We start from the raw sequence: 21,706 nt of genomic DNA, 5'->3' as shown, positions 1-21,706 counted from the left end.
TTACGAATGATTCGTGCCATTTTTTATGGGGTTATAACAATTTTTATAAGCGCTATCATATGCAGCTTTATATTCGCTCTTTTGTTGAAGTTGACAAGTTATGATGAAACATCGTTACGGTGGGTCATGCACGTTCTCGCATTTTTATCGTTATTTTTTGGTGGATTGATAGCGGGGGGGAAAGGAAAGGTTCGCGGCTGGCTGCTTGGCGGGGCAACGGGTGTCATTTTTACAACCATCATTTTTTTATTCCAATTTCTTGGAATGAATCAAATGTTTTCGCCCGAACAATGGGGATACCATGCAGGATTTCTCATCACAGCCATCATTGGCGGAATGATCGGCGTCAACGTAGCGACATCTCGCTCACGAAGCGCATAAAAATAAGACAGGCAACAAACCTGTCTTATTTTTCATTGACGACTTCACGAATAGCCGCACGATCGTATGTAAGGCGCGAACCATCGCCCGCGCGAATAACGACCGTATTTTCATCAAGTGAATCGATGATGCCATGCAATCCGCCAATCGTAATGACTTTGTCTCCTTTTTGCAAATTTTCCTGCATTTGTTGAACAGCCTTTTGGCGTTTTTGTTGCGGGCGGATAAGCAAAAAGTAAAAAAGCGCAAAGAATAAAATAAGCGGTAATAAGCTTGCTAACGTCTCCATATTTTCACCCCTTTCTAAAAGTTTTTCGCGTTCGGCTTATTGAAACCGTATTGTTCAAAAAACTGTTCTCGGAAATCGCCAAGGCGATCTTCGCGAATCGCTTGTCGCACTTGCTCCATTAATTTTATCAAAAAGTACACATTATGGTAAGAGGTTAGGCGAATACCGAATGTCTCATCGCATTTAATTAAATGACGAATATACGCCCTTGTATAATTACGGCAAGTATAACAATCGCAATTCGGGTCAAGCGGTGTAAAATCGCGCGCATATTTGGCGTTTTTAATGACGACGCGACCTTCGCTTGTCATCACTGTCCCATTGCGACCAATGCGCGTCGGTAGTACGCAGTCAAACATATCGATACCGCGAATCGCCCCATCGATGAGAGAATCTGGCGAGCCAACTCCCATTAAATAACGCGGTTTATTCGCTGGTAATAGCGGCGTTGTAAACTCTAACACCCGATTCATTACTTCTTTCGGTTCACCAACGGACAAGCCGCCGACTGCATATCCTGGGAAATCGAGCGACACTAAATCTTGCGCGCTTTGTTTGCGCAAATCTCCAAACTCCCCGCCTTGCACAATGCCGAATAGTCCTTGCTCATTCGGACGCTGATGCGCTTTTAAGCATCGCTCCGCCCAACGGCTCGTTCGCTCAACTGACCGCTTCATATACTCATACGTAGCAGGATACGGTGGACATTCGTCAAACGCCATCATAATATCAGATCCAAGCGCATTTTGAATTTCCATCGCCTTTTCTGGTGATAAAAATAATTTATCACCGTTTAAATGATTTCGGAAATATACACCCTCTTCTTCAATGCGGCGAAACTCACTTAAACTAAATACTTGAAATCCACCAGAGTCCGTTAAAATACCGCGATCCCAATTCATAAAGGAATGGAGCCCGCCTGCTTCTTTGACGATCTCATGCCCCGGTCGAAGCCATAAATGATATGTGTTACTTAAAATGACGCCAGCTCCCATTTCTTTTAATTCCTCCGGAGAAAGCGTCTTGACCGTCGCAAGTGTACCGACAGGCATAAACATCGGCGTTTCAAACGAGCCGTGTGGCGTATGAAGAATACCGAGGCGCGCCCCCGTTTGTTTACATGTTTTAATGAGCTCGTATCGGATTGGTGTCACGTATAGTCCCCTTTCTCAACTTATATAATGAGCATTGCATCGCCAAAGCTAAAAAACCGATAACGCTCTCTTACTGCTTCTTCATAAGCGCGCAACACATGCTCTCGACCTGCTAGCGCACTAACGAGCATAATGAGCGTCGACTTTGGCAAATGGAAATTTGTAATCATGCCGTCAATTGCACGAAACGTATAACCCGGATAAATAAAAATGTCCGTCCAACCGCTTTCAGCGACAAACGTTCCATCGTGACGGGATGCAATCGTCTCAAGCGTACGTGTTGAAGTCGTCCCAACAGCGATAATACGTCCGCCTTGCGCTTTCACATCGTTCAGCAATTGCGCAGTTTGTTCTGACATTTGATAAAACTCTGCATGCATATCATGTTCTTCAATGTTTTCTACATTCACAGGACGAAACGTCCCTAATCCGACGTGCAACGTAATGAAGGCGAGATGTACCCCTTTTTTCCGTACATCTTCAAGAAGTTGCTCTGTAAAATGTAACCCTGCTGTCGGAGCCGCAGCTGATCCTGCTTCACGAGCATAAACCGTTTGATATCGTTCGCGGTCATGAAGTTGTGCTTTAATGTAAGGAGGAAGCGGCATTTCGCCAAGCGACTCAAGCACTTCAAGAAAAATACCATCATACGAAAACGAAAGAATGCGTCCACCATGTTCGAGCTCCGCGACACATTCCGCACGTAAACGACCGTCACCAAATGAGATGATCGTTCCAACTTTTACACGCTTCGCTGGCTTGACAAGCGTCTCCCATTGATCGCCATCGAGCTGTTTCAATAAAAGCACTTCGATATGCGCCCCTGTTTCTTCTTTTTCCCCATATAGTCGGGCTGGCAATACGCGCGTATCGTTTAAAACAAGACAATCGCCTTCTTTCAAATACGATAAAATAGAACGAAATGTTGGCTCATGTGTCACTTCGCCTGTTTTTTTATCGAGCACCATAAGGCGTGATGCTTCACGATTCGGAAGCGGGGTTTGTGCAATGAGTTCTTCTGGTAAATAAAAATCAAATAAGTCTACTTTCATGCGTACGTTCCTCTCCTTTGTTGCAATTACTACATTAACGAAAACGACCAATCACATAAAAAATAAGCGATAAAACGACACTTAAAATGATTGATGTCATAATCGGAAAATAAAATGTTGCATTTTCTTTTTTAATGACGATGTCTCCTGGTAATCGACCAAGTTTCACAAATTGCATCAAAAAACCGACGATGATAAGAACGACGCCAATAAGCATAATTGTTTTTGGTAGGTTCGTCATTGCGGCACCTCCATCCCAAAATGATGGTATGCAAGCTGTGTAACGATTCGTCCACGCGGTGTTCGTTGTAAAAAACCGATTTGTAACAAATACGGTTCATATACGTCTTCAATCGTTTGTGCTTCTTCCCCAATCGTTGCGGCAATCGTTTCTAATCCGACAGGCCCACCGCGAAATTTTTCCATCATACTTTTTAATAGTTTATGGTCAAGATGATCTAATCCTAATCGATCGACTTGCAATTGTTCGAGCGCCTCATTCGCTAAAAGAAACGTGATCGTCCCATCACCGCGCACTTGGGCAAAATCGCGTACACGTCGCAACAATCGGTTCGCAATGCGCGGTGTTCCTCGTGAACGACGAGCAATTTCAAATGCTGCTTCTTCTTCGATTTGTACTGCAAAAATGTGCGCGGTTCGCTTCACGATATGAGCAAGCTCTTCTGGCGTGTAGTACTCTAATCGGCTCAAAACGCCAAAGCGGTCACGCAGCGGGGAAGAAAGCGCCCCAGATCTTGTTGTTGCCCCTACGAGCGTAAATGGTGGTAAATCGAGGCGGACAGAACGAGCAGCTGGTCCTTTACCGATGACAATATCTAAACAGAAATCTTCCATTGCAGGATATAACACTTCTTCTACCGCGCGCGGCAGACGATGAATTTCATCAATGAATAGCACATCCCCCGGCTCAAGTGCCGTTAAAATCGCAGCTAAATCACCGGGCCGCTCAATCGCTGGTCCCGCTGTTGTACGCAATTGTACCCCCATTTCGTTTGCGATAATCGCAGCAAGCGTTGTTTTTCCAAGCCCTGGTGGACCGTACAACAACACGTGATCAAGCGTCTCCCCGCGCATTTTCGCCGCTTCAATAAAAACCGTTAAGTTTTCTTTCACTTTTTGCTGTCCGATATATTCTCGCAGCTGTTTAGGGCGAAGACTATACTCAAGCGATGCATCGTCGTAGTCAGCTGCGCCTGAAATGAGACGCTCTTCCATCGTGCATCCTCCCTTACTTCAATAGTTTTTGTAAAGCAAGCTTAATATATCCTTCTGTCGATAGCTGCTCTTGTTTTAAAATTGGCATCACTTTTTGAATTTCTTTTTCCGCATAGCCGAGCGCCTTTAATGCTTCAAGCGCTTCGGAAAGCGCGTTTATTTCTTCAACTGGCTCTGTAAATAAATTCGGGAAAGCATCAGGTACAATGGCTTGCAGTTTTCCTTTTAAATCTAAAATCATTTGCCGCGCCGTCTTCTTCCCGACACCTGGAAACTTACATAAAAACTGATCGTTTTCTGCTTCAATCGCTTCAACAAGTTGCTCAAGCTGACCAGCTGCTAAAATGGCAAGCGCCCCCTTTGGTCCGATGCCCGATACTTGCAATAGTTTAGCAAATAACGTTCGCTCTTGGCGAGTATGAAAACCGTAGAGCGCAAGCACATCTTCACGCACGTACTGATATGTATATACAACAATTTGTTGCTGTTTGTTCATTTGAAATGAAAACGGATTGGGAGTAAAAATTTGATAGCCTACTCCGTTATTTTCGATGACAACATATTCCGGGCAAACGTAATCGACATATCCACGAATAAATTCAATCAACGCCGCGTCCTCCTTTTCTCACGCTCTTCATTTTAGCATAATATAAGAAAAGCGGAAAGCGCGAGCCGAAACGCATATGTTTGAACGTTGGACATAAAAAAAGCCCGCTCTCATTCGCGGACTTATTTTCCGAACGGCTCATACGCTTCGATGACCCGTTTATAATTCCTTTTTGAACGAACAGAAATGCCTTTTTTCAGCTTTTCACGTTCGTGACTTTCGAGTTTTTTCACATCAATTTGAAAAAACGATTGAATGACGCGAGATGATTCACCTGGCTTCCCTTCAAAAATCGAGAGTGTGCCATCTTCAGTAAGACCAAAATACCCTGCTTTCGTTAATGGAGATAAATCGTCAACATATCGTTGAAAAACAATTTGTTCATCATCCATGTCGATGAGATACCAATCTTTATATTCGTTCCATATATCTTTCATCGACGCCACCGTTTCTTCGCGTATTTCCTCGCTCACCTCTCCATCCATATATACCGTTTCTAAAATGACCGTCATCTGTACAGAGGATGAACTCTGTGCAAAAAATAAACTAAGCAACAGTGTCAGTACAATCTTCATCGTTCTCACCTCATTCATATGTTGACCATTTTCTCCAAAATTAAACGGTCTTGCCATCGCAAGACCGTTATTCTAACATCGATTCATCTAAATTATGGTAAATTTCTTGCACATCATCATCATCTTCAAGCATATCGATGAGTTTTAACATTTTCGTTAAATCGTCACCCGTTAACGTCGTATACGTTTGCGGAATCATCGTTATTTCGGCTGTCGCAAACGTAAATCCTTGGGCAGCTAACGTATTTTTTACTTGTTCGAACTGTTCTGGGGATGTATAAATTTCAAATGAATCTTCCGTTGTTTCCATTTCATCTGCCCCTGCTTCAATCGCTTGTAACAGCATCTCATCTTCATCGATATGTAAATTTTCACGTGCGATAACGATTAATCCTTTTCGATCAAATAAATACGAAACACATCCCGTTTCCCCTAAGTTTCCGCCATTTTTTGAAAATGCGACACGAACGTTAGAGGCTGTACGATTTTTATTATCTGTTAAGCAAATGACCATGACCGCTACGCCACCTGGTCCATATCCTTCATAACGAATTTCTTCGTAATGTGTATGTTCTTGATTTCCTGTTGCTTTTTTAATGGCACGTTCAATATTTTCGTTCGGCATGTTCGCCGATTTTGCCTTTTCAATCGCAAGGCGCAACGTAGCGTTTGTTGTTGGATCGCCACCGCCCATCTTTGCCGCTACATAAATTTCTTTTGCCAACTTCATAAATAGTTTTCCGCGTTTCGCATCTTGTGCATTTTTGCGCCGTTGAATATTTTTCCACTTAGAATGTCCTGCCATTCGGATCCCCTCTCATATGTGAAAAATGTCCATAAAAACTATAACAAAAATAGATGAAAAAGAACAGGGGTGAGCCCCTGTTCTTTAGCCGCGATTCATAAATGGCCGTTCGATCATATCGCCCATATCGTTAAATATATCGCGAATATCGCGCTCTAGTTGATCCATCGGACCACCATCGCGAATGTCATTATCTAGCGTACGAATGCGGTTATACATGCTTTCATTTGCCACAACACGAACGGTTTTGCCCGCAGTATATGGAGCGATCGCTTCACGAACGAGACGTTCGATGCGCGCTGTATTTTTTTCTGTCGTCGATACAGCAACAACAACTCGGTCACCTGAGACGACGGCACGTGCATCTTTTACGTTTTCTACGTTCGCTGCTCGTTTTGCAATTTTTTCAGCTAACGCTCCGTTATAATTACGGTAATACGACGGGCGCGTGCGTTCATCCATCGCATTTAAATGTCCATGATAGTTGCGATCGGTGCGACTAAAATTTCGATCCACTTGCGGTGTTCGTGTTCGATCCATGCCACGATCGAGCATTTCCGTAATCGGTCCATCATTGTCACGCACTTGACGAACGTTTCCATTTAAACGCTCTGTACCGTAACGACCGTATTGAAACCCATTCATGTCGTTTTCATTTGAGTAATATCCAATCGGACGTGTACGGTCAGTATAGCGGGTATCAAGCGCTTGATTATTACAAGCAACCAATCCGCTAAGCGCAATGACTGCCCCGAAAGCTACAATTCGTTTCCGCAAAGGAAAAACCCCCTTTTTGCTTTTGTAGACGATGCGTCTACATCATTAGCTTGACGCAAAAAAGGAGTTTTATCGCTGTTAAAATTTTGGCGGAGCGATCGCTAATTGCCGTTTATGATGTGAACGTTCATGAAGCCGTTCAATAATTTCGCGGTCGCGTTCTGGAATTGGCTCACCTTTTAAATATTTGTCAATCATGTCGTATGTTGTACCCATTTCGTTTTCGTCTGTCTGTCCTTCCCAAAGACCTGCGCTAGGGGCTTTCGTAATAATTTCTTCAGGTACACCGAGAATGCGAGCCATTTCACGCACTTCTCCTTTTGTGAAATGAACAAGTGGGACTAAATCAACGCCACCATCGCCGTATTTTGTAAAGTAGCCTGTATGCCACTCCGCTGCATTATCCGTCCCGACGACGAGGTAACCATAATTATTTGCGACCGCATACAACGTCGTCATACGCAGACGTGCACGTGTATTCGCATCACCAAGGCGCGCAGCTTGCCCGTTCCATTGCCCCTTTTCTTTTAGTTGTTTCTCAATTTCACCGAATAATACGCGATGTGTTTCTGTTAAGTCGATGACGTAATAATCAATACCGCAACTTTCTACAACTTTTAATGCATGTTCTTTATCTTTTGGGTTACTTTTACATGGCATAATGAGCCCTAACGAGTTGTTAGGAAATGCCCGCCTAATTAAATGGGCAACGACCGCAGAATCAATGCCGCCACTAATCCCGACAATCGCTCCGTTCATCCCTGCTTCCTGTACGCGTTCACGAAGCCATGCAATTAGTTTTTCAATTTTTTGTTCCATCTATGTACATCCCTTTCTTTTTTGCATCATCATGTTCATTTTATCACACAAAAAGCAGAAAGAAAAAGAGGCGACATTATTGCCCCTCTTCTTCTTCACGATAAGGAACAGAAAAATATGGATTCATTCCATACGGTTGCCCCTGCCACCCTTGTTGCCATCCGTACGGACCATATGGCATAGCTGGTTGTGGCATATACATTTGCTGTGGCATCATCGGCACGTTTTCACCATACATTTGTTGTGGATATGATGCTTGTTGCGGTTGTTGTGAATACTCCCCTGCACCTGTTGGCATCTGCGGCATCATCGGTTGCAACTGTTGAGAATATTCATCTGTTGGCATTTGTGGCATGTATGGTGTCGGTTTCGGTTCACCACATCCGCAATCATCGTTGTTTGCCATGTTTTGTGGATATATCCACGGCATCATTGGATACATTGGCGGAAACCACGGATAAAATCCATATCCCGGCATCATTGGCGAAATAGGAATGCACGGCATTGGTAATGGCATCGGAACAGGTTGTGGTTGCATTGGCTGCTGCGGCTGCTCTTCCTGCGGCTTCTCTTCCATCATTGGCGCTTGTGTTGGTGGAATTGGTGGAATGTCTGGAAACGGTGGCATTTGCACGTCATCGTCATGTTCCATCATATTTGGCATAATATTTGGTGGCTTCGGCGGCAGAAGCGGCATTTCTTGTTTCGGCTCCTCTTTCTTCACCGGTTCCTTTACAATAGGAACTTCTTTTGCAATTGGTTCAACATTGATCGGTTGTTGTAATGGTTGTTCCTTTTTATTTACATGAATATCTACATCGACAGAAACTCGTTGTTGCTGAACGTTTTGTGTTTCTTTTTTTGCTGGCTTGACTGGCGTTACTGGCGTCGGTACTTTAATTTTCATGCCCGGCATAATGTAGTCTGGATCACTTAAATGAGCGTTCATTTTTTTTAGCTCTTCAAAATCAACTCCGTATTTCTCTGCAATTTTCCAAAGGGTATCTCCTTTTTGGACGATATGAATTTTCACGTGTTTCCCCCTCCTATGTTCAGACGTGACACGTATGTCATGTTCAGCTTGTCGCTACTAGGCTTCAACATAACTTATGAACAGAAAGCTTTTTTTATGATAAAAATAAAAAAGACCGGCAAAAAAATGCCGATCCATTTATGCACGTGCTAACATGCGTTCAAGCGCCAAAATGGCCCCGTCTGCTACATCTTTTGGCACAGTAATGCGATTGACGACTTTTCCTTCAAGCAATGATTCAAGCGCCCAAAGTAAATGCGGTAAATCAATGCGATTCATCGTTAAACATGGACACATATACGGATTTAATGACACAATTTCTTTATCTGGATGTTGCTTGATGATGCGATTTACTAAGTTCATTTCAGTTCCGATCGCCCATTTGCTCCCTGACGGCGCGTTTGCAATCGTTTCAATGATATATTTTGTTGAACCTGCATCATCTGCCTGTTGCACAACTTCCCAACTGCATTCAGGATGGACGATAATTTTCATATCTGGCTTCGTTTTTCGAATATGTTCGATATGCTTCACCGTAAAGTTTTCATGAACGGAGCAATGACCTTTCCATAAAATCACTTTGATTTGCTCCATATCACCATCATATTCAAGTGTATTTGTTGTTGGATCCCATACGGCCATTTGTTCAAGTGGGACGCCGAGGTCGTAAGCTGTATTTCTTCCTAAATGTTGATCAGGTAAAAAGAAAATACGTTCTTTTTGCGTAAACGCCCATGCGACCATTTTTTTTGCGTTTGATGATGTGACTGTTGCGCCGCCGTGTAAACCGACGAACGCTTTAATGGCAGCAGTAGAGTTGACGTACGTTAACGGTAAAATCGTGTCGCCAAACCGTTGTTGCAATAGCGGCCAAGCCCGTTCGACTTGTTCAATTTCTGCCATATCGGCCATCGAACAGCCTGCACGCATATCTGGCAAAATGACGATTTGTTCATCGCTCGTTAAAATATCGGCCGTCTCCGCCATAAAATGCACACCACAAAATACGATATATTCAGCATCTTTATTTTTCGCTGCAACTTGTGCTAATTGTAATGAATCACCGGTCGCATCGGCAAATTGAATCACTTCATCTTTTTGATAATGATGTCCTGGAATAAATAATCGTGTACCGAGCTGTTGCTTTACGTCAGCTACTCGCTTTTCCATCTCTTCGACAGACAACTGTTTATATTGTTCTGGCATCGCATCATGTTGTTGCATTAATTGTAATACGTTCATCGTCATTCCTCCTACTGCACGTTTAAACTAATATCTAGCGCTTTCGCCGAATGCGTCAACATACCTAGCGAAATGTAGTCAACCCCTGTATCTCGATAATTAGAAATGTTTTCAAGCGTAATACCGCCTGACACCTCCGTGACGATAGATGATGGAACGAGTTGCACAAACTCGCGAATTTCATCAGGCGTGCGGTTATCGAACATAATGACATCCGCTCCCGCCTCGACTGCTTCGATCACTTGTTGCTTCGTCTCAGTCTCGACTTCAATTTTTACCATATGACCGAGCTTTGAACGGACGCGCTCAACCGCCTTTGCAATAGAACCGCAAAACGCAATATGATTATCTTTAATCATTACCCCATCGTATAAGCCGAAACGATGGTTGTACCCACCTCCGCACGTAACCGCATACTTTTCTAACATGCGAAGCCCTGGAGTCGTTTTCCGTGTATCACAAATGCGTGTATGATCGCTATTTAATGCGCGCACAGCCTCATTTGTCAATGTCGCAATGCCGCTCATTCGCTGAAGTACATTTAAAATCACACGCTCCCCGGATAAAATAGGAACGATCGGACCAGAAACGACCGCAATCGTCTCCCCTTTTTTCACGCGTTCTCCATCTTGCTTATACAATTCACATGTAATGGCTTCGTGTAACAGCTTATATCCGATTTCGATGACACATACACCCGCGATAATTCCATCCTCTTTTGCGACAAATATAGCGCTTCCTGTATCTGTAGCTGAGAAAATCGTCTCGCTCGTGATATCGCGATCCCCAATATCCTCTAAGAAAAATTGTTTTAGTAGTTCAGTTAGCTTAACCTCATTCAACGAAATCCCTCCTTGATGAGATGCTCTGTTTTCGTGCGCACGATGCGCCGCTTTTCCCAATACATTTTTTCAAACGGCTCATCACTTCGATAATGAGCCCCGCGACTTTCTTTTCGTTGCAAAGCTGAAGTCGTGATAAGCCATCCAACGATTAACATGTATATGATCGTCCGTTTTTCATCATCATGCTCAGATGCCATGTTGACAAGCTTATGAATGGAATATTGTTCAAACCATTGTTTCGCTTGAAGCAATTGATCATAATCGCGCACAATGCCAACATATTGCGTCATCGTTTGCTGAATTTGTTCTTTCGTCGGCAGTGAAATGCGTTCGTTGCTTTCTTTTTTTTCGCTTTTTTCCATCACAGAGCGTCGCTCCATTTTTTGTAATAAGCGAAAAGCAACTCTCCTACTAAACACGAGCGCTTCAAGCAATGAGTTGCTCGCCAAACGATTCGCCCCATGCACACCTGTACATGCCGCTTCTCCAACAGCATATAACCCCGGCAACGTCGTTTCACCGTCAACATTCACAACGATGCCGCCCATTAAAAAGTGAGCACCTGGCACAACAGGAATGAGACCGCTTCGCCAGTTTATTTGATAGCGCTCACAAAGGGAAGTGATCGTCGGAAAACGGGATGAAAAATGCGGAATCGCTGAAATATCTAAAAAAACGAGATGTCCATTTTTCATTTCACGATCGATCGCTCGCGATACGATGTCACGTGGCGCTAAATCTTTTTGCGGGTGCACCCCATCCATGACGTGTCGACCATCGTCTGTCACTAACGTCGCTCCTTCACCGCGTACCGCTTCGGAAATGAGACCAACTGCCTTTCCATCTACATAAAGCATCGTCGGATGAAATTGTACAAATTCCATATCAGCCACGGCAGCGCCGACCCGATACGCCATGGCAATTCCATCGCCTGTAGCCGTTTCCACATTCGACGTAAACGTATATAACTGTCCAATGCCGCCCGTTGCAACGATTGTCGCTTCGGCTACATACAGGCCGTTTTTTGTCCGCACGCCAACACAACGTCCGTCGTTTACGAGCAAATCAATGACCGGATCGTTTTCAATAAATAAAACACGACTCGAAAGCTTCTCAAATAAAAATTCCACCATCTTTTTTCCAGTCGCATCACCCCCGGCATGTAAAATGCGTCTCATGCGATGCGCGCCTTCACGCCCAAAAAGTAGTTCCCCACGCTCATCAACATCAAATGAAAAACCGAGATGCATAAACTGTTCAATCGCCTCTCGTCCTTCTTGAACTAAAATGCGTACCGCTTCATCATCGTTATGTTCACATCCCGTTGTAATCGTATCTTCATAATGAGATAACCAATGATCCGCAGGGTGAATGGCCGCAGCCACCCCTCCTTGAGCCAGCCAAGAGTTACTTACTTCTTTATTAGACTTCGTGAAAACAATCACATTTTTATGCTCACATAAATGATAGGCAACCATTAACGCCGCGAGGCCGCTACCAACAATAATCACATCTGCTTTATGCATGATGCTCCTCCATTTCATACTGTCTTGACACCTATATTGACATATATTTAAACTGATGACAAGACTTTTATTTTGGGAAGTGGTAAGGTGACTGTGATGATTTATCTCGACTACGCTGCAACGACGCCAATGAGCGAAGAAGCTTTAGCAGTTTATGTAGAAAGTGCAAAAACATATTTCGGAAATGCAAGTAGTTTACATGACGTCGGAACAGCTGCCAATGAGTTGCTTACTATTTGCCGAAAACAAATAGCTCAGCTCATTGGCGGTGAGGAAAAAGGAATATACTTTACAAGCGGAGGAACAGAAGCGAACGTCCTCGCTATTCGTTCGCTTGCTTATGCCCAGCGCCATAAAGGAAAGCACATTGTTACATCAAGCATCGAACATGCTTCCGTTCATGCTGTGTGCGCACAGCTTGAACGAGAAGGATTTTCTATTACGTACGTTCCCGTCGATCGCTACGGACAAGTTAACGTCGAAGCACTAGAACAAGCATTGACGGACGACACCATTCTCGTCTCTATTCAACATGCCAATTCTGAAATTGGTACGATTCAACCATTAAAACAAATTGGCGAATTATTAAAGAAAAAACAAATTGTCTTTCATAGCGATTGTGTACAAACTTTTGGTAAAATACCGATAGATGTGAAACAGCTACACGTTGACAGCATATCGATCGCTAGCCATAAAATTTATGGTCCAAAAGGGGTCGGCGCTGTTTACATCCATCCGCGCGTTCCTTGGTATATGTCATTACCGAACACGACGCATGAAGGAGGTTTTCGACCTGGGACGGTAAACGTATCTGGCATCGCTTCGTTTACAACAGCCGCAATGGAAGCCGAGAAAAAGAGGGAAGTCACTCAACAAAAAATGAGCGAGTTGCGTCGTTATTTTGTCGAACAAATAAATGAAAAGCAGTTGACAATTACCGTCTTTGAACATCCGACGGATCAACTACCACAAATCATCGGCTGTCTCGTTCACGGCTTTGAGGGGCAATACGTTATGTTACACTGCAATCGCCACGGCATTGCTATTTCTACCGGAAGCGCATGCCAAGTCGGAAAGCAAGCGCCGTCTAAAACGATGATCGCCATCGGTAAGGAAGCGGATGAAGCGAAACAATTCATTCGTCTTTCATTTGGTGCGCATACAACAAAAAGCGACGTAGAAACGGTTGTTTCCGTACTTGAACAGCTTCAAAAAGAAAGGATGTCAACATGAAAAAAGAGAGAAAACTGCTAGGGGAAGAACGACGAGCACTTATTTTACAGTGGTTGAAAGAAACAAAACGACCGATGACAGGAACAGAATTGGCAAACAAAACAAATGTGAGCCGCCAAGTCATTGTTCAAGATATTTCGCTGTTAAAAGCAAAAAACGAACCTATTATCGCAACAAGCCAAGGATACTTATATTTGTCTCCCTCTTCTGCCCATACGTATACGCGCATCATCGCTTGTTGTCACACACCAGAACAAACGAAAGATGAACTATATACGATCGTCGACCATGGTGTCACCGTAAAAGACGTAAAAATTGAGCATCCTGTATACGGAGACTTAACAGCGTCCATTATGGTTAGCAATCGGTTAGAAGTCGACGAATTTATTCAAAAGATTAACGAGACGAAATCTGCCTACTTATCTCAACTGACAGGTGGAGTTCATTTGCATACGCTTGAAGCAGATCGTGTAGAAAAGCTCGATGAAGCATGTACAGCTTTAAAACAAGCAGGATTTTTAATCGAATAAAAAACATCCCTTTACACGAGGGATGTTTTTTTTACGGTATAATATGGATAGCTGCCTAATAGTTGCACCGTACAGCCGAGCGCTTCTAGCTCCGCAATCGCTCCCGGAATTAAAACGTCATCCATTTTTTGATCGATATCAATAATGAAAAAGTAGTTCCCTAAGCCTGTTTTTGCAGGACGAGATTCGATTTTCGTCAAATTTAGTTTCCGCCATGCAAACGCTGATAGCACTTGATGAAGCGCTCCTGCTTGATCTTTTGGCAACATGACCATTAATGTCGTTTTAAACCCGTCCTCTTTCTCTCCCACAGGCAATGTGCAACGCTCACGATGTAAAACGATAAAGCGTGTATGGTTGTAGTCATAATCATGAATGTTTTCTTTCGCAATCGCTAAACCGTATTGTTTTGCCGCGAGTCGATTGCCAATCGCTGCAATATTTTCTTTCGGATGTTCGCTGACATATTTAGCTGCTGCACTTGTTGAAGTGACGTATTCGTACGTGGCATGCTTTAAATGGCGATGTAAAAATTTATGGCATTGTGCAATCGCATGTGAATGGGAATAAATACATTTAATGTGCTTCCAATCGTCCAAATGAGACGGATGAACGAGCAAATGTTGCTCGATCGGTGCAATAATTTCCCCAACGATCGGCAAATTGCATTCATGAATTAAATAGTCAATCGTTAAATTGACAGAACCTTCAAGTGCGTTTTCAAGCGGCACGACAGCAAACGGTACGTCACCGTCACGCACCGCATCCATACATTGTGGAATCGTATGATATGGAACGCTCTCCATATGGGGAAACACAGCTTCAACAGCTGCATGCGTAAACGTCCCCATTGGCCCTAAATATCCGATTTTCACATTTCCTCTCCTCTCTACGCCCCTGAACCGAGAATCTCGACTTTTTCAACAAAAGGCAACTGTTTTAATTGGGAAAGTAGTTCATCAATCGTCATCGTCATCTCGCTCGTGCTAATCGATAACGTAACGTTCGCACGCCCTTGAAGCGGAATCGTCTGGTGAATCGTAAGGACGTTGCAATTGGCTGCTGCAACAACACTTAATAGCTTCGAAAGGGTGCCTGAGCGGTCTTCCAAATGGAAAAAAAGCGTGATGATTTTTTCGCGCACCATCGTATGAAATGGAAAAACGGCGTCGCGATATTTGTAAAAAACGCTTCGGCTAACATCGACAAGTTGCACAGCATCAGCGACAGAATCTACTTTTTTACGTTCAATTAATTCTTTTGCGGCCAGCACTTTTTTCATCGCCTCAGGCAACACATCTTCACGTACTAAGTAAAACTTTTTATCCACCGCACAAGCGCCCCCTTTCGCATTAATCAACAAATTCAAATTCGTAATTCAACAGCTTGACAATATCTCCATCTTTTGCTCCGCGAGCGCGCAACGCATCGTCGACTCCAAGTGAACGCAATTGCCGCGCAAATCGACGTACTGATTCTTCGCGTGAAAAATCGGTCATTTTAAACAGTTTTTCAATCTTTTCTCCGGATAAAATAAACGTCCCATCATCATCACGCGTAATATGAAACGGAACTTCTTCTTTTTCAAGCTTGTAAACGACGCGATGAATCGCTTCTTCCTCTTGCGGATAGAGAGGAAATTCCGGCGTCGTTTCAAGCAGGTCGGCAATCGCAAATAACAGTTCACGAATCCCTTGGCGCGTGACTGCTGAAATAGGGAAAATCGGAACGTCTTCGTTTAATTTTTCTTTAAACTGGCGCAAATGTTCTTCAGCATTCGGCATATCCATTTTGTTCGCAACAATAATTTGCGGCCGCTCCGTTAATCGTAAATTATACTGCTTTAGCTCTTCGTTAATAACTAAATAGTCTTCATACGGATCCCGTCCTTCGATGGCAGCCATATCAATGACGTGCACAATGACGCGCGTTCGTTCAATATGACGTAAAAACTGGTGGCCAAGCCCAACACCTTGATGAGCTCCCTCAATAAGACCTGGCAAGTCAGCCATGACGAAACTGCGGCCATCTTCCGTTTCAACAACACCTAAGTTCGGAACGATTGTCGTAAAATGATAATCGGCAATTTTCGGCTTTGCAGCTGAAACGACAGATAACAATGTCGATTTACCAACGCTCGGGAACCCGACAAGCCCTACATCAGCAAGCAGTTTTAATTCTAACGTCACGTATCGTTCTTGTCCCGGCTCACCGTTTTCAGCAATTTCTGGCGCAGGATTCGATGCGGTTGCAAAGCGAGTATTCCCCCGTCCACCGCGACCGCCTTTTGCTACGACAAATCGTTGTCCATGTTCTGTTAAATCAGCAATGACCTCTTTCGTTTCATCATCAATGACAACCGTTCCCGGTGGCACTTTTACAATTAAATCTTCGGCATTTTTCCCGTGTTGATTTTTCGACATGCCATGCTCGCCACGTGGCGCTTTAAAATGGCGTTGATAGCGAAAATCCATTAACGTACGTAACCCTTCATCAACAACAAATACGACGTCGCCGCCTTTTCCACCGTCCCCTCCAGCTGGGCCACCTTTGGGAACGTATTTTTCGCGCCGAAACGCGACCATTCCGTTTCCGCCGTCGCCACCTTTCACATATATTTTCACTTGATCAACAAACATCGCCTTTCTCCTCCGATCTGTTCATCTTTCATTTAAAAAGATGTGAAAAGATGAAATAGTTGCACATAGCGTTAGTTCATGTTCTTGAATGACATATTCATAAAGCGAGAGCGCCTCATATTGACTATGTTTTTGAATCCATGCTTTCACCGCCTCAAATTTGTGAAGCATACCGCGATAATCAAAAAAGAGGCGCACATCTTTCTTCGTTAAATCAATCGTAATCGTTACATAGTTTTCAACATGTGGAGAAGAACATTCCTCAAGCATATGTAAAAATGTTTGACACCATGTAACAAGCATATGATCATACGCATGTAGCGAGCGTGGCTCTCCTAACACTTCATACTCTAGTTGAATATGGCGAGCTTGCCAATGGTACGTCATCAATAATTCAGCGAACCGTTCCGCTTGTAAATTCGTTAGCTTCGCTTCATGTTCTGCCTCAATGATAATTTGTTGAATAATCTCATTGACGCGATCCATCCGTTGCAACGATAAATTCCCTTTAATGAGCTGAACTTTATTGAGCCAGTCGTGCCTGGAATGACGCAACGCTTCTACAATTGTCCACCGCTTCTCCATCATTCATTCTCCCATAAACATTTTGAGTATAATTATAACATACGCCAACAAAAAGAAAACCCTAACCAAGTCGGTTAGAGTTTTCCACTTCTTTATGCTTCTTTCACGACAGGATAAACACTCACTTTTTTACGATCGCGACCCATGCGCTCGAAACGAACGATGCCATCAACTTTCGCATAAAGTGTGTCATCGCCACCGCGGCCTACGTTCAATCCTGGGTAAATTTTTGTTCCGCGTTGACGGTAAAGAATAGAACCGCCTGTAACGAATTGACCGTCTGCACGCTTCGCGCCAAGACGTTTTGCGATCGAATCACGACCGTTCTTTGTTGAACCTACCCCTTTTTTCGATGCGAAAAACTGAAGATCTAAACGCAACATGTCGTGTCACCTCCTACAACGTTTTCGTCGTTATGTTGACGTATTTTCCGTAATCACGCTCAATCGTTTGGAGCGACACGATCATTCCTTCAAGAAGAAGTTGCACGTCGGCTAACACTTTCGCATCTTCAATTGTCGGAAGTTCACAATGAAGATAGCCGTCCTTTCCTTGTTGAATGATCGGTTTCACATTCGTCAAGGCAATGATTGCATTGACCGCACCAAACGAGATAGCGGATACACCAGCACATACAATGTCTTGCCCACGCTTCGCAAACTGAGCGTGTCCGCTAATGGTAAAGGAACGGATCGTTCCTTCTGCCGTTCGATTAATCGTTATACGAATCATCGCTCATGCCTTACGCGTTAATTTTTTCGATGACAACTTTTGTGTATGGTTGGCGATGACCTTGTTTACGACGATAGTTTTTCTTTGGCTTATATTTGAAAACGATGATCTTCTTTTGACGACCATGTTTTTCAACTTTCGCCGTTACTGTTGCACCAGCGACTGTAGGGTTGCCAACTTTTACGTTTTCGCCACCTACAAATAACACTTTGTCAAATGTTACAGTTTCGCCTTCTGCTGCATCGATTTTCTCGATGTAAATGGCTTGACCTTCTTGTACTTTAATTTGTTTTCCACCAGTTTCAATAATCGCGTACATATTTGCACCTCCTAAATTAGACTCAGACTCGCCAGCTGCGAGGCGGTTCAAGCGAACGCTTAAATAGCCTTAGCTGAGCGGTTGTAGCACGGGTGCTACACAACATAGAAGATGATAGCATAAAAAGAAAACAATTGTCAATACGTATAAAGTAAATGGCCGATCGGTTCATTCGTTCGTTTTTCATGAAAATATGCATACAGCAATTCGTTTTCATCGAGCTCCATTTCCATTTGATTTTTCTTTACAATAATCGCATGTTTTTTCCCTCGATGAAATAGAAGAAGAACGCGAAATAAAGGATCATTTGCATCCACGACAAGACGTTTTAACGCTCGATATTCTATTCGTTTTCCATAGTAACGTTCAAGCAAAAAACGGATCCATACATACGTTCGTTGCTTCCATTCGAGCCAAACGGCATGTGCTAAAAAACAAACAATGATCCATAAATTGATTTGCATCGGCGCCATCGTCAATAAACAGATAAAACATACGCTTAAAAAAAAGATCGACGCATAAAGCGCTTGTTCATGCGCCCTTCGAAACGATGTACGCATTGTACGGTAAAGGAACAATAACTTTCCTCCATCGAGCGGCCAAATCGGTAATAAATTGATGAGTAAAATGGATAAGTTGTATTCGAGTAATTGGCGGTACATCTCACTCGATATGACGTTCGCATGATGAGCAATATATGCTATAAAAAAGATGATTAGATGTTGAAGCGGACCTGCAATTGTAACGATCAACTCTTCGTAAAACGGACGATTTCCATGCTCATCCATTTCAGCCACCCCCCCAAATGGCAAAAGCAGGATGCGTTTCACACGCCACGAAAAAAGATGTGCCGCGACAACATGCCCAAGCTCATGCCAAAGCACAATCCAAAATAGTAAAAGGAGCGTCTGAAATTGCGCAGTCATGACAGCTATCAACGCAACAAACCAAAAGAGCGGATGAATATGAATGTTCATAAATATAGCTACCCATTTATTCAAAGGAAATCACCTGAACCGGATCAATGAAGCGATCCCCTTTTTTAACGGCAAAATAAAATACACTTTTCTGATTATTCTCTTCCGCCTTCCCTACTTCTTTTCCCACCTCAATAAAATCATATAACTTTACAGAAATAGCTGATAATTTTCCATACCACGTTTCGCTTCCGTCCGCATGTTGAATAATGACCGTTTTTCCATACGGTTCTTTCACACCGGCGAACACGACAATCCCTTCTTCGACTGCTTTAATGGCTTGATTAGTTTCAATAACAACGCCTTGTCCATTATGTTCGAATGTTTCTACAACACGTGCTGAAGCAGGGAAGGCATACGCTGAAGCGGTTGTCTCTTGTTGTTTTTTTGTTTGAAAAAATGCAAGCGGCTTGCCGAATGTGTTTTCATACCATTGCGCAACGGTCGCAAATTGAAAATCTTTTTCCATCACTTGTTTGACGAATGTGCGTGCCCCTTCTATTTTCGGAGAATCATATTGAAACAAAATGGCAACGCTAAAAAATAACATCGCCGCCAAAAAACTTTTCAATAAAAATATATCTTTACGAAACATCGGCGGCTCCCGATCGCCATCATACGTCACAACAGTCGGATTCCCGTATTTTTCATCCTCGCCCCAATTCGTCAACATCGTTTGAACGTAACGTTCACGCTCCTTTTTTCGCTTGGCGATTCGTTTTCGAATATGTTCAATTCGATCGCTCACACTCCCACCCCTCTCGTCCTATTTGTATTATATGTATGGGGGAGGTCGGGAACATATGAATGAAAAAAGCACCTCCAATCGGAAGTGCTAACGAGCGCTAAACAGTTTTTTAATTTTCGAGAAAAAGCCTTTTTGTTCTTCATCATCAAGCGACATAAGCGGAACCGATTCACCGAGAAGGCGACGGGCGATGTTGCGATACGCCAGGGACGCTTTACTATTCGGATCGAGAACGATCGGCTCGCCATTGTTTGATGCTTTAATCACATGTTCGTCATCAACGATAATGCCGAGTAAATCAATCGATAAGTGCATGACAATTTCATCAATATCTAACATATCATGATTTTTCAACATATGGCTGCGAATGCGGTTAATAATTAAACGTGGTCGTCTCATATGCTCTTCTTTTTCAAGCAAACCGATAATTCGGTCGGCATCGCGAACCGCTGAAATATCTGGCGTCGTCACAACGATCGCTTCATCCGCTCCTGCGACAGCATTTTTATATCCTTGTTCAATACCTGCTGGGCAATCAATTAAAATATAATCGTAATCTTGTCTTAAATCGTCAATGAGCTGTTTCATTTGTTTCGGCGTCACAGCAGACTTGTCGCTCGTTTGAGCAGCTGGCAATAAATAAAGGCGATCCTCAAACCGTTTATCTTTGACGAGCGCTTTTTGAATCGTGCAACGTCCTTCAACAACGTCGACAAGATCATAGATGATACGATTTTCTAACCCCATGATGACATCGAGATTGCGTAGCCCGATATCGGTATCAACGAGACAGACGCGCTTTCCTAGCAAGGCGAGCGCCGTGCCGAGATTGGCTGTCGTTGTTGTTTTGCCAACGCCGCCTTTACCAGAAGTAATAACAATCGCTTCTCCCACTGTCAAATGCTCCTTTCTAATCGGGTTAAATTCGGTCGTAAATGCATCAATAGTTGCAGGCGATCGACAACAATTTGATCGTGTTCATCAATATAGGCGCACTCCATTTCATTTCCTTCATCAGCACGATAGTCTGGTGCTCGATTCATCACATCACTAATGCGCAACTGTGTCGGCTTCATAACTGACGCAGCAATAATCGCTTGACGATTGCCATCATATCCCGCATGAGCAATGCCGCGTAACGCCCCTAATACAAAAATGTTTCCTGTGGCAATAACAGTTCCGCCAGGATTCACATCACCTATTAACAGTAAATCTCCATCGACATGTAGCACTTGCCCAGAACGAATAATTTTCGCAACAGATACAATTTCATTTTTCTTCTTCCATTCTAACGCCTCTTGTTTCGTCATTACGTTGCTTACAATCGAGTGGACGATTAAGTTTTTTTTCATTCGAATGACATCGCGCAATCGTTCTTCTTGCTCACGCGTCAAATATCTGTTGCCAACATGTACATGCACCGAAACAAGCGGACCTTCTTCGTCGCGAGTTGTTGTCGTCAACAATTCGTCCACTTGCTTTAACAATTCGTCATAGGCGCACGTATCGTCGAGATACAACATCAGTCCTTCTTTCGTTCCTTTCATCGACACATATGCTCTTTTCTCCTTGCCAGCCACGACTTTCACCTCAATGAATAGT

Annotated in this window: 28 protein-coding genes and 1 other annotated feature; of the genes, 3 read left to right on the top strand and 25 right to left on the bottom strand. The window is 43.4% G+C overall.

All coding sequences use genetic code 11. The features are described from left to right. Positions 1-6: 6 nt before the first annotated feature. The gene (locus NSS60_RS04165) at positions 7-381 is read left to right on the top strand and encodes a TIGR04086 family membrane protein (RefSeq protein WP_004889272.1); all 375 of its coding nucleotides are present in this window, start codon (positions 7-9) and stop codon (positions 379-381) included. A 25-nt stretch (positions 382-406) separates the two neighbouring features. Here NSS60_RS04165 and yajC read toward each other — a convergent pair whose 3' ends face one another. The 14 genes from yajC to nadB form a co-directional block, all read right to left on the bottom strand. Continuing rightward, a complete protein-coding gene (yajC, locus tag NSS60_RS04160) occupies positions 407-670 on the bottom strand; it encodes a preprotein translocase subunit YajC (protein WP_004889271.1) in 264 nt (87 codons plus the stop codon). Positions 671-684: 14 nt separating this feature from the next. Then, positions 685-1,824: a tRNA guanosine(34) transglycosylase Tgt gene (gene tgt / locus NSS60_RS04155; protein ID WP_004889270.1), complete on the bottom strand. Its 1,140-nt coding sequence runs from the start codon at positions 1,822-1,824 to the stop codon at positions 685-687. A gap of 20 nt (positions 1,825-1,844) precedes the next feature. Beyond that, a complete protein-coding gene (gene queA / locus NSS60_RS04150) occupies positions 1,845-2,876 on the bottom strand; it encodes a tRNA preQ1(34) S-adenosylmethionine ribosyltransferase-isomerase QueA (RefSeq protein WP_004889269.1) in 1,032 nt (343 codons plus the stop codon). Between the two features lie 34 nt (positions 2,877-2,910). Further along, positions 2,911-3,117: a DUF2905 domain-containing protein gene (locus NSS60_RS04145; protein ID WP_004889267.1), complete on the bottom strand. Its 207-nt coding sequence runs from the start codon at positions 3,115-3,117 to the stop codon at positions 2,911-2,913. Continuing rightward, positions 3,114-4,112: a Holliday junction branch migration DNA helicase RuvB gene (ruvB, locus tag NSS60_RS04140; protein ID WP_004889266.1), complete on the bottom strand. Its 999-nt coding sequence runs from the start codon at positions 4,110-4,112 to the stop codon at positions 3,114-3,116. The genes NSS60_RS04145 and ruvB overlap by 4 nt, the downstream gene beginning before the upstream one ends. Before the next feature lie 13 nt (positions 4,113-4,125). Continuing rightward, positions 4,126-4,719, bottom strand: a complete 594-nt coding sequence (gene ruvA / locus NSS60_RS04135; RefSeq protein WP_004889264.1) for a Holliday junction branch migration protein RuvA — start codon at positions 4,717-4,719, stop codon at positions 4,126-4,128. A gap of 122 nt (positions 4,720-4,841) precedes the next feature. After that, a complete protein-coding gene (locus tag NSS60_RS04130; RefSeq protein ID WP_445290570.1) occupies positions 4,842-5,312 on the bottom strand; it encodes a BofC C-terminal domain-containing protein in 471 nt (156 codons plus the stop codon). A 49-nt stretch (positions 5,313-5,361) separates the two neighbouring features. Then, on the bottom strand, positions 5,362-6,099 hold the full coding sequence (locus tag NSS60_RS04125; protein ID WP_004889261.1) for a YebC/PmpR family DNA-binding transcriptional regulator: 738 nt from the start codon (positions 6,097-6,099) through the stop codon (positions 5,362-5,364). Positions 6,100-6,183: 84 nt separating this feature from the next. Next, entirely contained in the window at positions 6,184-6,876 is a 693-nt protein-coding gene (locus NSS60_RS04120) for a YhcN/YlaJ family sporulation lipoprotein (protein WP_088223703.1), read from the bottom strand. Positions 6,877-6,954: 78 nt separating this feature from the next. Continuing rightward, entirely contained in the window at positions 6,955-7,695 is a 741-nt protein-coding gene (gene nadE, locus NSS60_RS04115) for an NAD(+) synthase (RefSeq protein ID WP_340720660.1), read from the bottom strand. Positions 7,696-7,771: 76 nt separating this feature from the next. Further along, positions 7,772-8,728: a LysM peptidoglycan-binding domain-containing protein gene (gene safA / locus NSS60_RS04110; RefSeq protein ID WP_004889257.1), complete on the bottom strand. Its 957-nt coding sequence runs from the start codon at positions 8,726-8,728 to the stop codon at positions 7,772-7,774. Positions 8,729-8,866: 138 nt separating this feature from the next. Beyond that, positions 8,867-9,970 carry a quinolinate synthase NadA gene (gene nadA, locus NSS60_RS04105; protein ID WP_004889256.1) on the bottom strand — a complete coding sequence of 368 codons (1,104 nt, stop codon included), beginning with the start codon at positions 9,968-9,970 and terminating at the stop codon, positions 8,867-8,869. An 11-nt stretch (positions 9,971-9,981) separates the two neighbouring features. Then, positions 9,982-10,812: a carboxylating nicotinate-nucleotide diphosphorylase gene (gene nadC, locus NSS60_RS04100; protein ID WP_004889254.1), complete on the bottom strand. Its 831-nt coding sequence runs from the start codon at positions 10,810-10,812 to the stop codon at positions 9,982-9,984. Further along, positions 10,809-12,341 (bottom strand): L-aspartate oxidase, encoded by a 1,533-nt coding sequence (gene nadB, locus NSS60_RS04095; protein WP_064214433.1) that lies wholly within the window; start codon positions 12,339-12,341, stop codon positions 10,809-10,811. The genes nadC and nadB overlap by 4 nt, the downstream gene beginning before the upstream one ends. A gap of 96 nt (positions 12,342-12,437) precedes the next feature. Here nadB and NSS60_RS04090 point away from each other — a divergent pair, with 96 nt between their 5' ends. Continuing rightward, positions 12,438-13,574, top strand: coding sequence for an IscS subfamily cysteine desulfurase (locus NSS60_RS04090; RefSeq protein ID WP_064220453.1), 1,137 nt, complete (start codon positions 12,438-12,440; stop codon positions 13,572-13,574). After that, positions 13,571-14,104 (top strand): transcription repressor NadR, encoded by a 534-nt coding sequence (locus NSS60_RS04085; protein ID WP_064214434.1) that lies wholly within the window; start codon positions 13,571-13,573, stop codon positions 14,102-14,104. The genes NSS60_RS04090 and NSS60_RS04085 overlap by 4 nt, the downstream gene beginning before the upstream one ends. An 11-nt stretch (positions 14,105-14,115) precedes the next feature. Here NSS60_RS04085 and pheA read toward each other — a convergent pair whose 3' ends face one another. The 11 genes from pheA to minC all read right to left on the bottom strand — a co-directional run bounded on the left by pheA (position 14,116) and on the right by minC (position 21,693). After that, complete coding sequence (pheA, locus tag NSS60_RS04080) at positions 14,116-14,979, bottom strand: prephenate dehydratase (RefSeq protein ID WP_064214435.1); 864 nt, start codon at positions 14,977-14,979, stop codon at positions 14,116-14,118. A gap of 14 nt (positions 14,980-14,993) precedes the next feature. Next, positions 14,994-15,434: an ACT domain-containing protein gene (locus tag NSS60_RS04075; protein ID WP_004889247.1), complete on the bottom strand. Its 441-nt coding sequence runs from the start codon at positions 15,432-15,434 to the stop codon at positions 14,994-14,996. A 22-nt stretch (positions 15,435-15,456) separates the two neighbouring features. After that, positions 15,457-16,743 (bottom strand): GTPase ObgE, encoded by a 1,287-nt coding sequence (gene obgE / locus NSS60_RS04070; protein ID WP_004889246.1) that lies wholly within the window; start codon positions 16,741-16,743, stop codon positions 15,457-15,459. A gap of 21 nt (positions 16,744-16,764) precedes the next feature. Beyond that, positions 16,765-17,328, bottom strand: coding sequence for a Spo0B C-terminal domain-containing protein (locus tag NSS60_RS04065; protein ID WP_035018499.1), 564 nt, complete (start codon positions 17,326-17,328; stop codon positions 16,765-16,767). A gap of 92 nt (positions 17,329-17,420) precedes the next feature. Continuing rightward, on the bottom strand, positions 17,421-17,711 hold the full coding sequence (gene rpmA, locus NSS60_RS04060) for a 50S ribosomal protein L27 (RefSeq protein WP_003396301.1): 291 nt from the start codon (positions 17,709-17,711) through the stop codon (positions 17,421-17,423). Positions 17,712-17,724: 13 nt separating this feature from the next. Next, on the bottom strand, positions 17,725-18,060 hold the full coding sequence (locus NSS60_RS04055; RefSeq protein WP_004889244.1) for a ribosomal-processing cysteine protease Prp: 336 nt from the start codon (positions 18,058-18,060) through the stop codon (positions 17,725-17,727). 10 nt (positions 18,061-18,070) lie between these two features. Continuing rightward, on the bottom strand, positions 18,071-18,379 hold the full coding sequence (gene rplU / locus NSS60_RS04050) for a 50S ribosomal protein L21 (RefSeq protein WP_003396311.1): 309 nt from the start codon (positions 18,377-18,379) through the stop codon (positions 18,071-18,073). Between the two features lie 14 nt (positions 18,380-18,393). Next, positions 18,394-18,472, bottom strand: a sequence feature (ribosomal protein L21 leader region). 44 nt (positions 18,473-18,516) lie between these two features. Beyond that, positions 18,517-19,380 carry a M50 family metallopeptidase gene (locus NSS60_RS04045; RefSeq protein WP_064214436.1) on the bottom strand — a complete coding sequence of 288 codons (864 nt, stop codon included), beginning with the start codon at positions 19,378-19,380 and terminating at the stop codon, positions 18,517-18,519. Beyond that, on the bottom strand, positions 19,373-20,104 hold the full coding sequence (locus NSS60_RS04040; protein WP_064214437.1) for a M23 family metallopeptidase: 732 nt from the start codon (positions 20,102-20,104) through the stop codon (positions 19,373-19,375). Before NSS60_RS04040 ends, NSS60_RS04045 begins: the two co-directional genes overlap by 8 nt. Before the next feature lie 87 nt (positions 20,105-20,191). Continuing rightward, complete coding sequence (minD, locus tag NSS60_RS04035) at positions 20,192-20,998, bottom strand: septum site-determining protein MinD (RefSeq protein ID WP_004889241.1); 807 nt, start codon at positions 20,996-20,998, stop codon at positions 20,192-20,194. A gap of 2 nt (positions 20,999-21,000) precedes the next feature. Next, positions 21,001-21,693 (bottom strand): septum site-determining protein MinC, encoded by a 693-nt coding sequence (gene minC / locus NSS60_RS04030; RefSeq protein ID WP_035018497.1) that lies wholly within the window; start codon positions 21,691-21,693, stop codon positions 21,001-21,003. Between the last annotated feature and the right edge of the window lie 13 nt (positions 21,694-21,706).

The organism is Anoxybacillus sp. FSL W8-0382, assembly GCF_038003845.1.
Lineage (GTDB): Bacteria > Bacillota > Bacilli > Bacillales > Anoxybacillaceae > Anoxybacillus > Anoxybacillus flavithermus_G.
Note: the sequence above shows the minus strand (reverse complement) of the source record. Positions and strands in the feature narration are given on the sequence as shown.

Excerpts from the sequence above, each read along its gene's own strand:
- NSS60_RS04165 (WP_004889272.1), top strand. The coding sequence starts at position 7 with ATGATTCGTGCCATTTTTTATGGGGTTATAACAATTTTTATAAGCGCT.
- yajC (WP_004889271.1), bottom strand. The coding sequence starts at position 670 with ATGGAGACGTTAGCAAGCTTATTACCGCTTATTTTATTCTTTGCGCTT.
- queA (WP_004889269.1), bottom strand. The coding sequence starts at position 2,876 with ATGAAAGTAGACTTATTTGATTTTTATTTACCAGAAGAACTCATTGCA.
- NSS60_RS04145 (WP_004889267.1), bottom strand. The coding sequence starts at position 3,117 with ATGACGAACCTACCAAAAACAATTATGCTTATTGGCGTCGTTCTTATC.
- ruvB (WP_004889266.1), bottom strand. The coding sequence starts at position 4,112 with ATGGAAGAGCGTCTCATTTCAGGCGCAGCTGACTACGACGATGCATCG.
- NSS60_RS04130 (WP_445290570.1), bottom strand. The coding sequence starts at position 5,312 with ATGAATGAGGTGAGAACGATGAAGATTGTACTGACACTGTTGCTTAGT.
- NSS60_RS04125 (WP_004889261.1), bottom strand. The coding sequence starts at position 6,099 with ATGGCAGGACATTCTAAGTGGAAAAATATTCAACGGCGCAAAAATGCA.
- nadE (WP_340720660.1), bottom strand. The coding sequence starts at position 7,695 with ATGGAACAAAAAATTGAAAAACTAATTGCATGGCTTCGTGAACGCGTA.
- nadA (WP_004889256.1), bottom strand. The coding sequence starts at position 9,970 with ATGAACGTATTACAATTAATGCAACAACATGATGCGATGCCAGAACAA.
- nadB (WP_064214433.1), bottom strand. The coding sequence starts at position 12,341 with ATGCATAAAGCAGATGTGATTATTGTTGGTAGCGGCCTCGCGGCGTTA.
- NSS60_RS04090 (WP_064220453.1), top strand. The coding sequence starts at position 12,438 with ATGATTTATCTCGACTACGCTGCAACGACGCCAATGAGCGAAGAAGCT.
- NSS60_RS04085 (WP_064214434.1), top strand. The coding sequence starts at position 13,571 with ATGAAAAAAGAGAGAAAACTGCTAGGGGAAGAACGACGAGCACTTATT.
- obgE (WP_004889246.1), bottom strand. The coding sequence starts at position 16,743 with ATGTTTGTTGATCAAGTGAAAATATATGTGAAAGGTGGCGACGGCGGA.
- NSS60_RS04065 (WP_035018499.1), bottom strand. The coding sequence starts at position 17,328 with ATGGAGAAGCGGTGGACAATTGTAGAAGCGTTGCGTCATTCCAGGCAC.
- rpmA (WP_003396301.1), bottom strand. The coding sequence starts at position 17,711 with ATGTTGCGTTTAGATCTTCAGTTTTTCGCATCGAAAAAAGGGGTAGGT.
- NSS60_RS04055 (WP_004889244.1), bottom strand. The coding sequence starts at position 18,060 with ATGATTCGTATAACGATTAATCGAACGGCAGAAGGAACGATCCGTTCC.
- rplU (WP_003396311.1), bottom strand. The coding sequence starts at position 18,379 with ATGTACGCGATTATTGAAACTGGTGGAAAACAAATTAAAGTACAAGAA.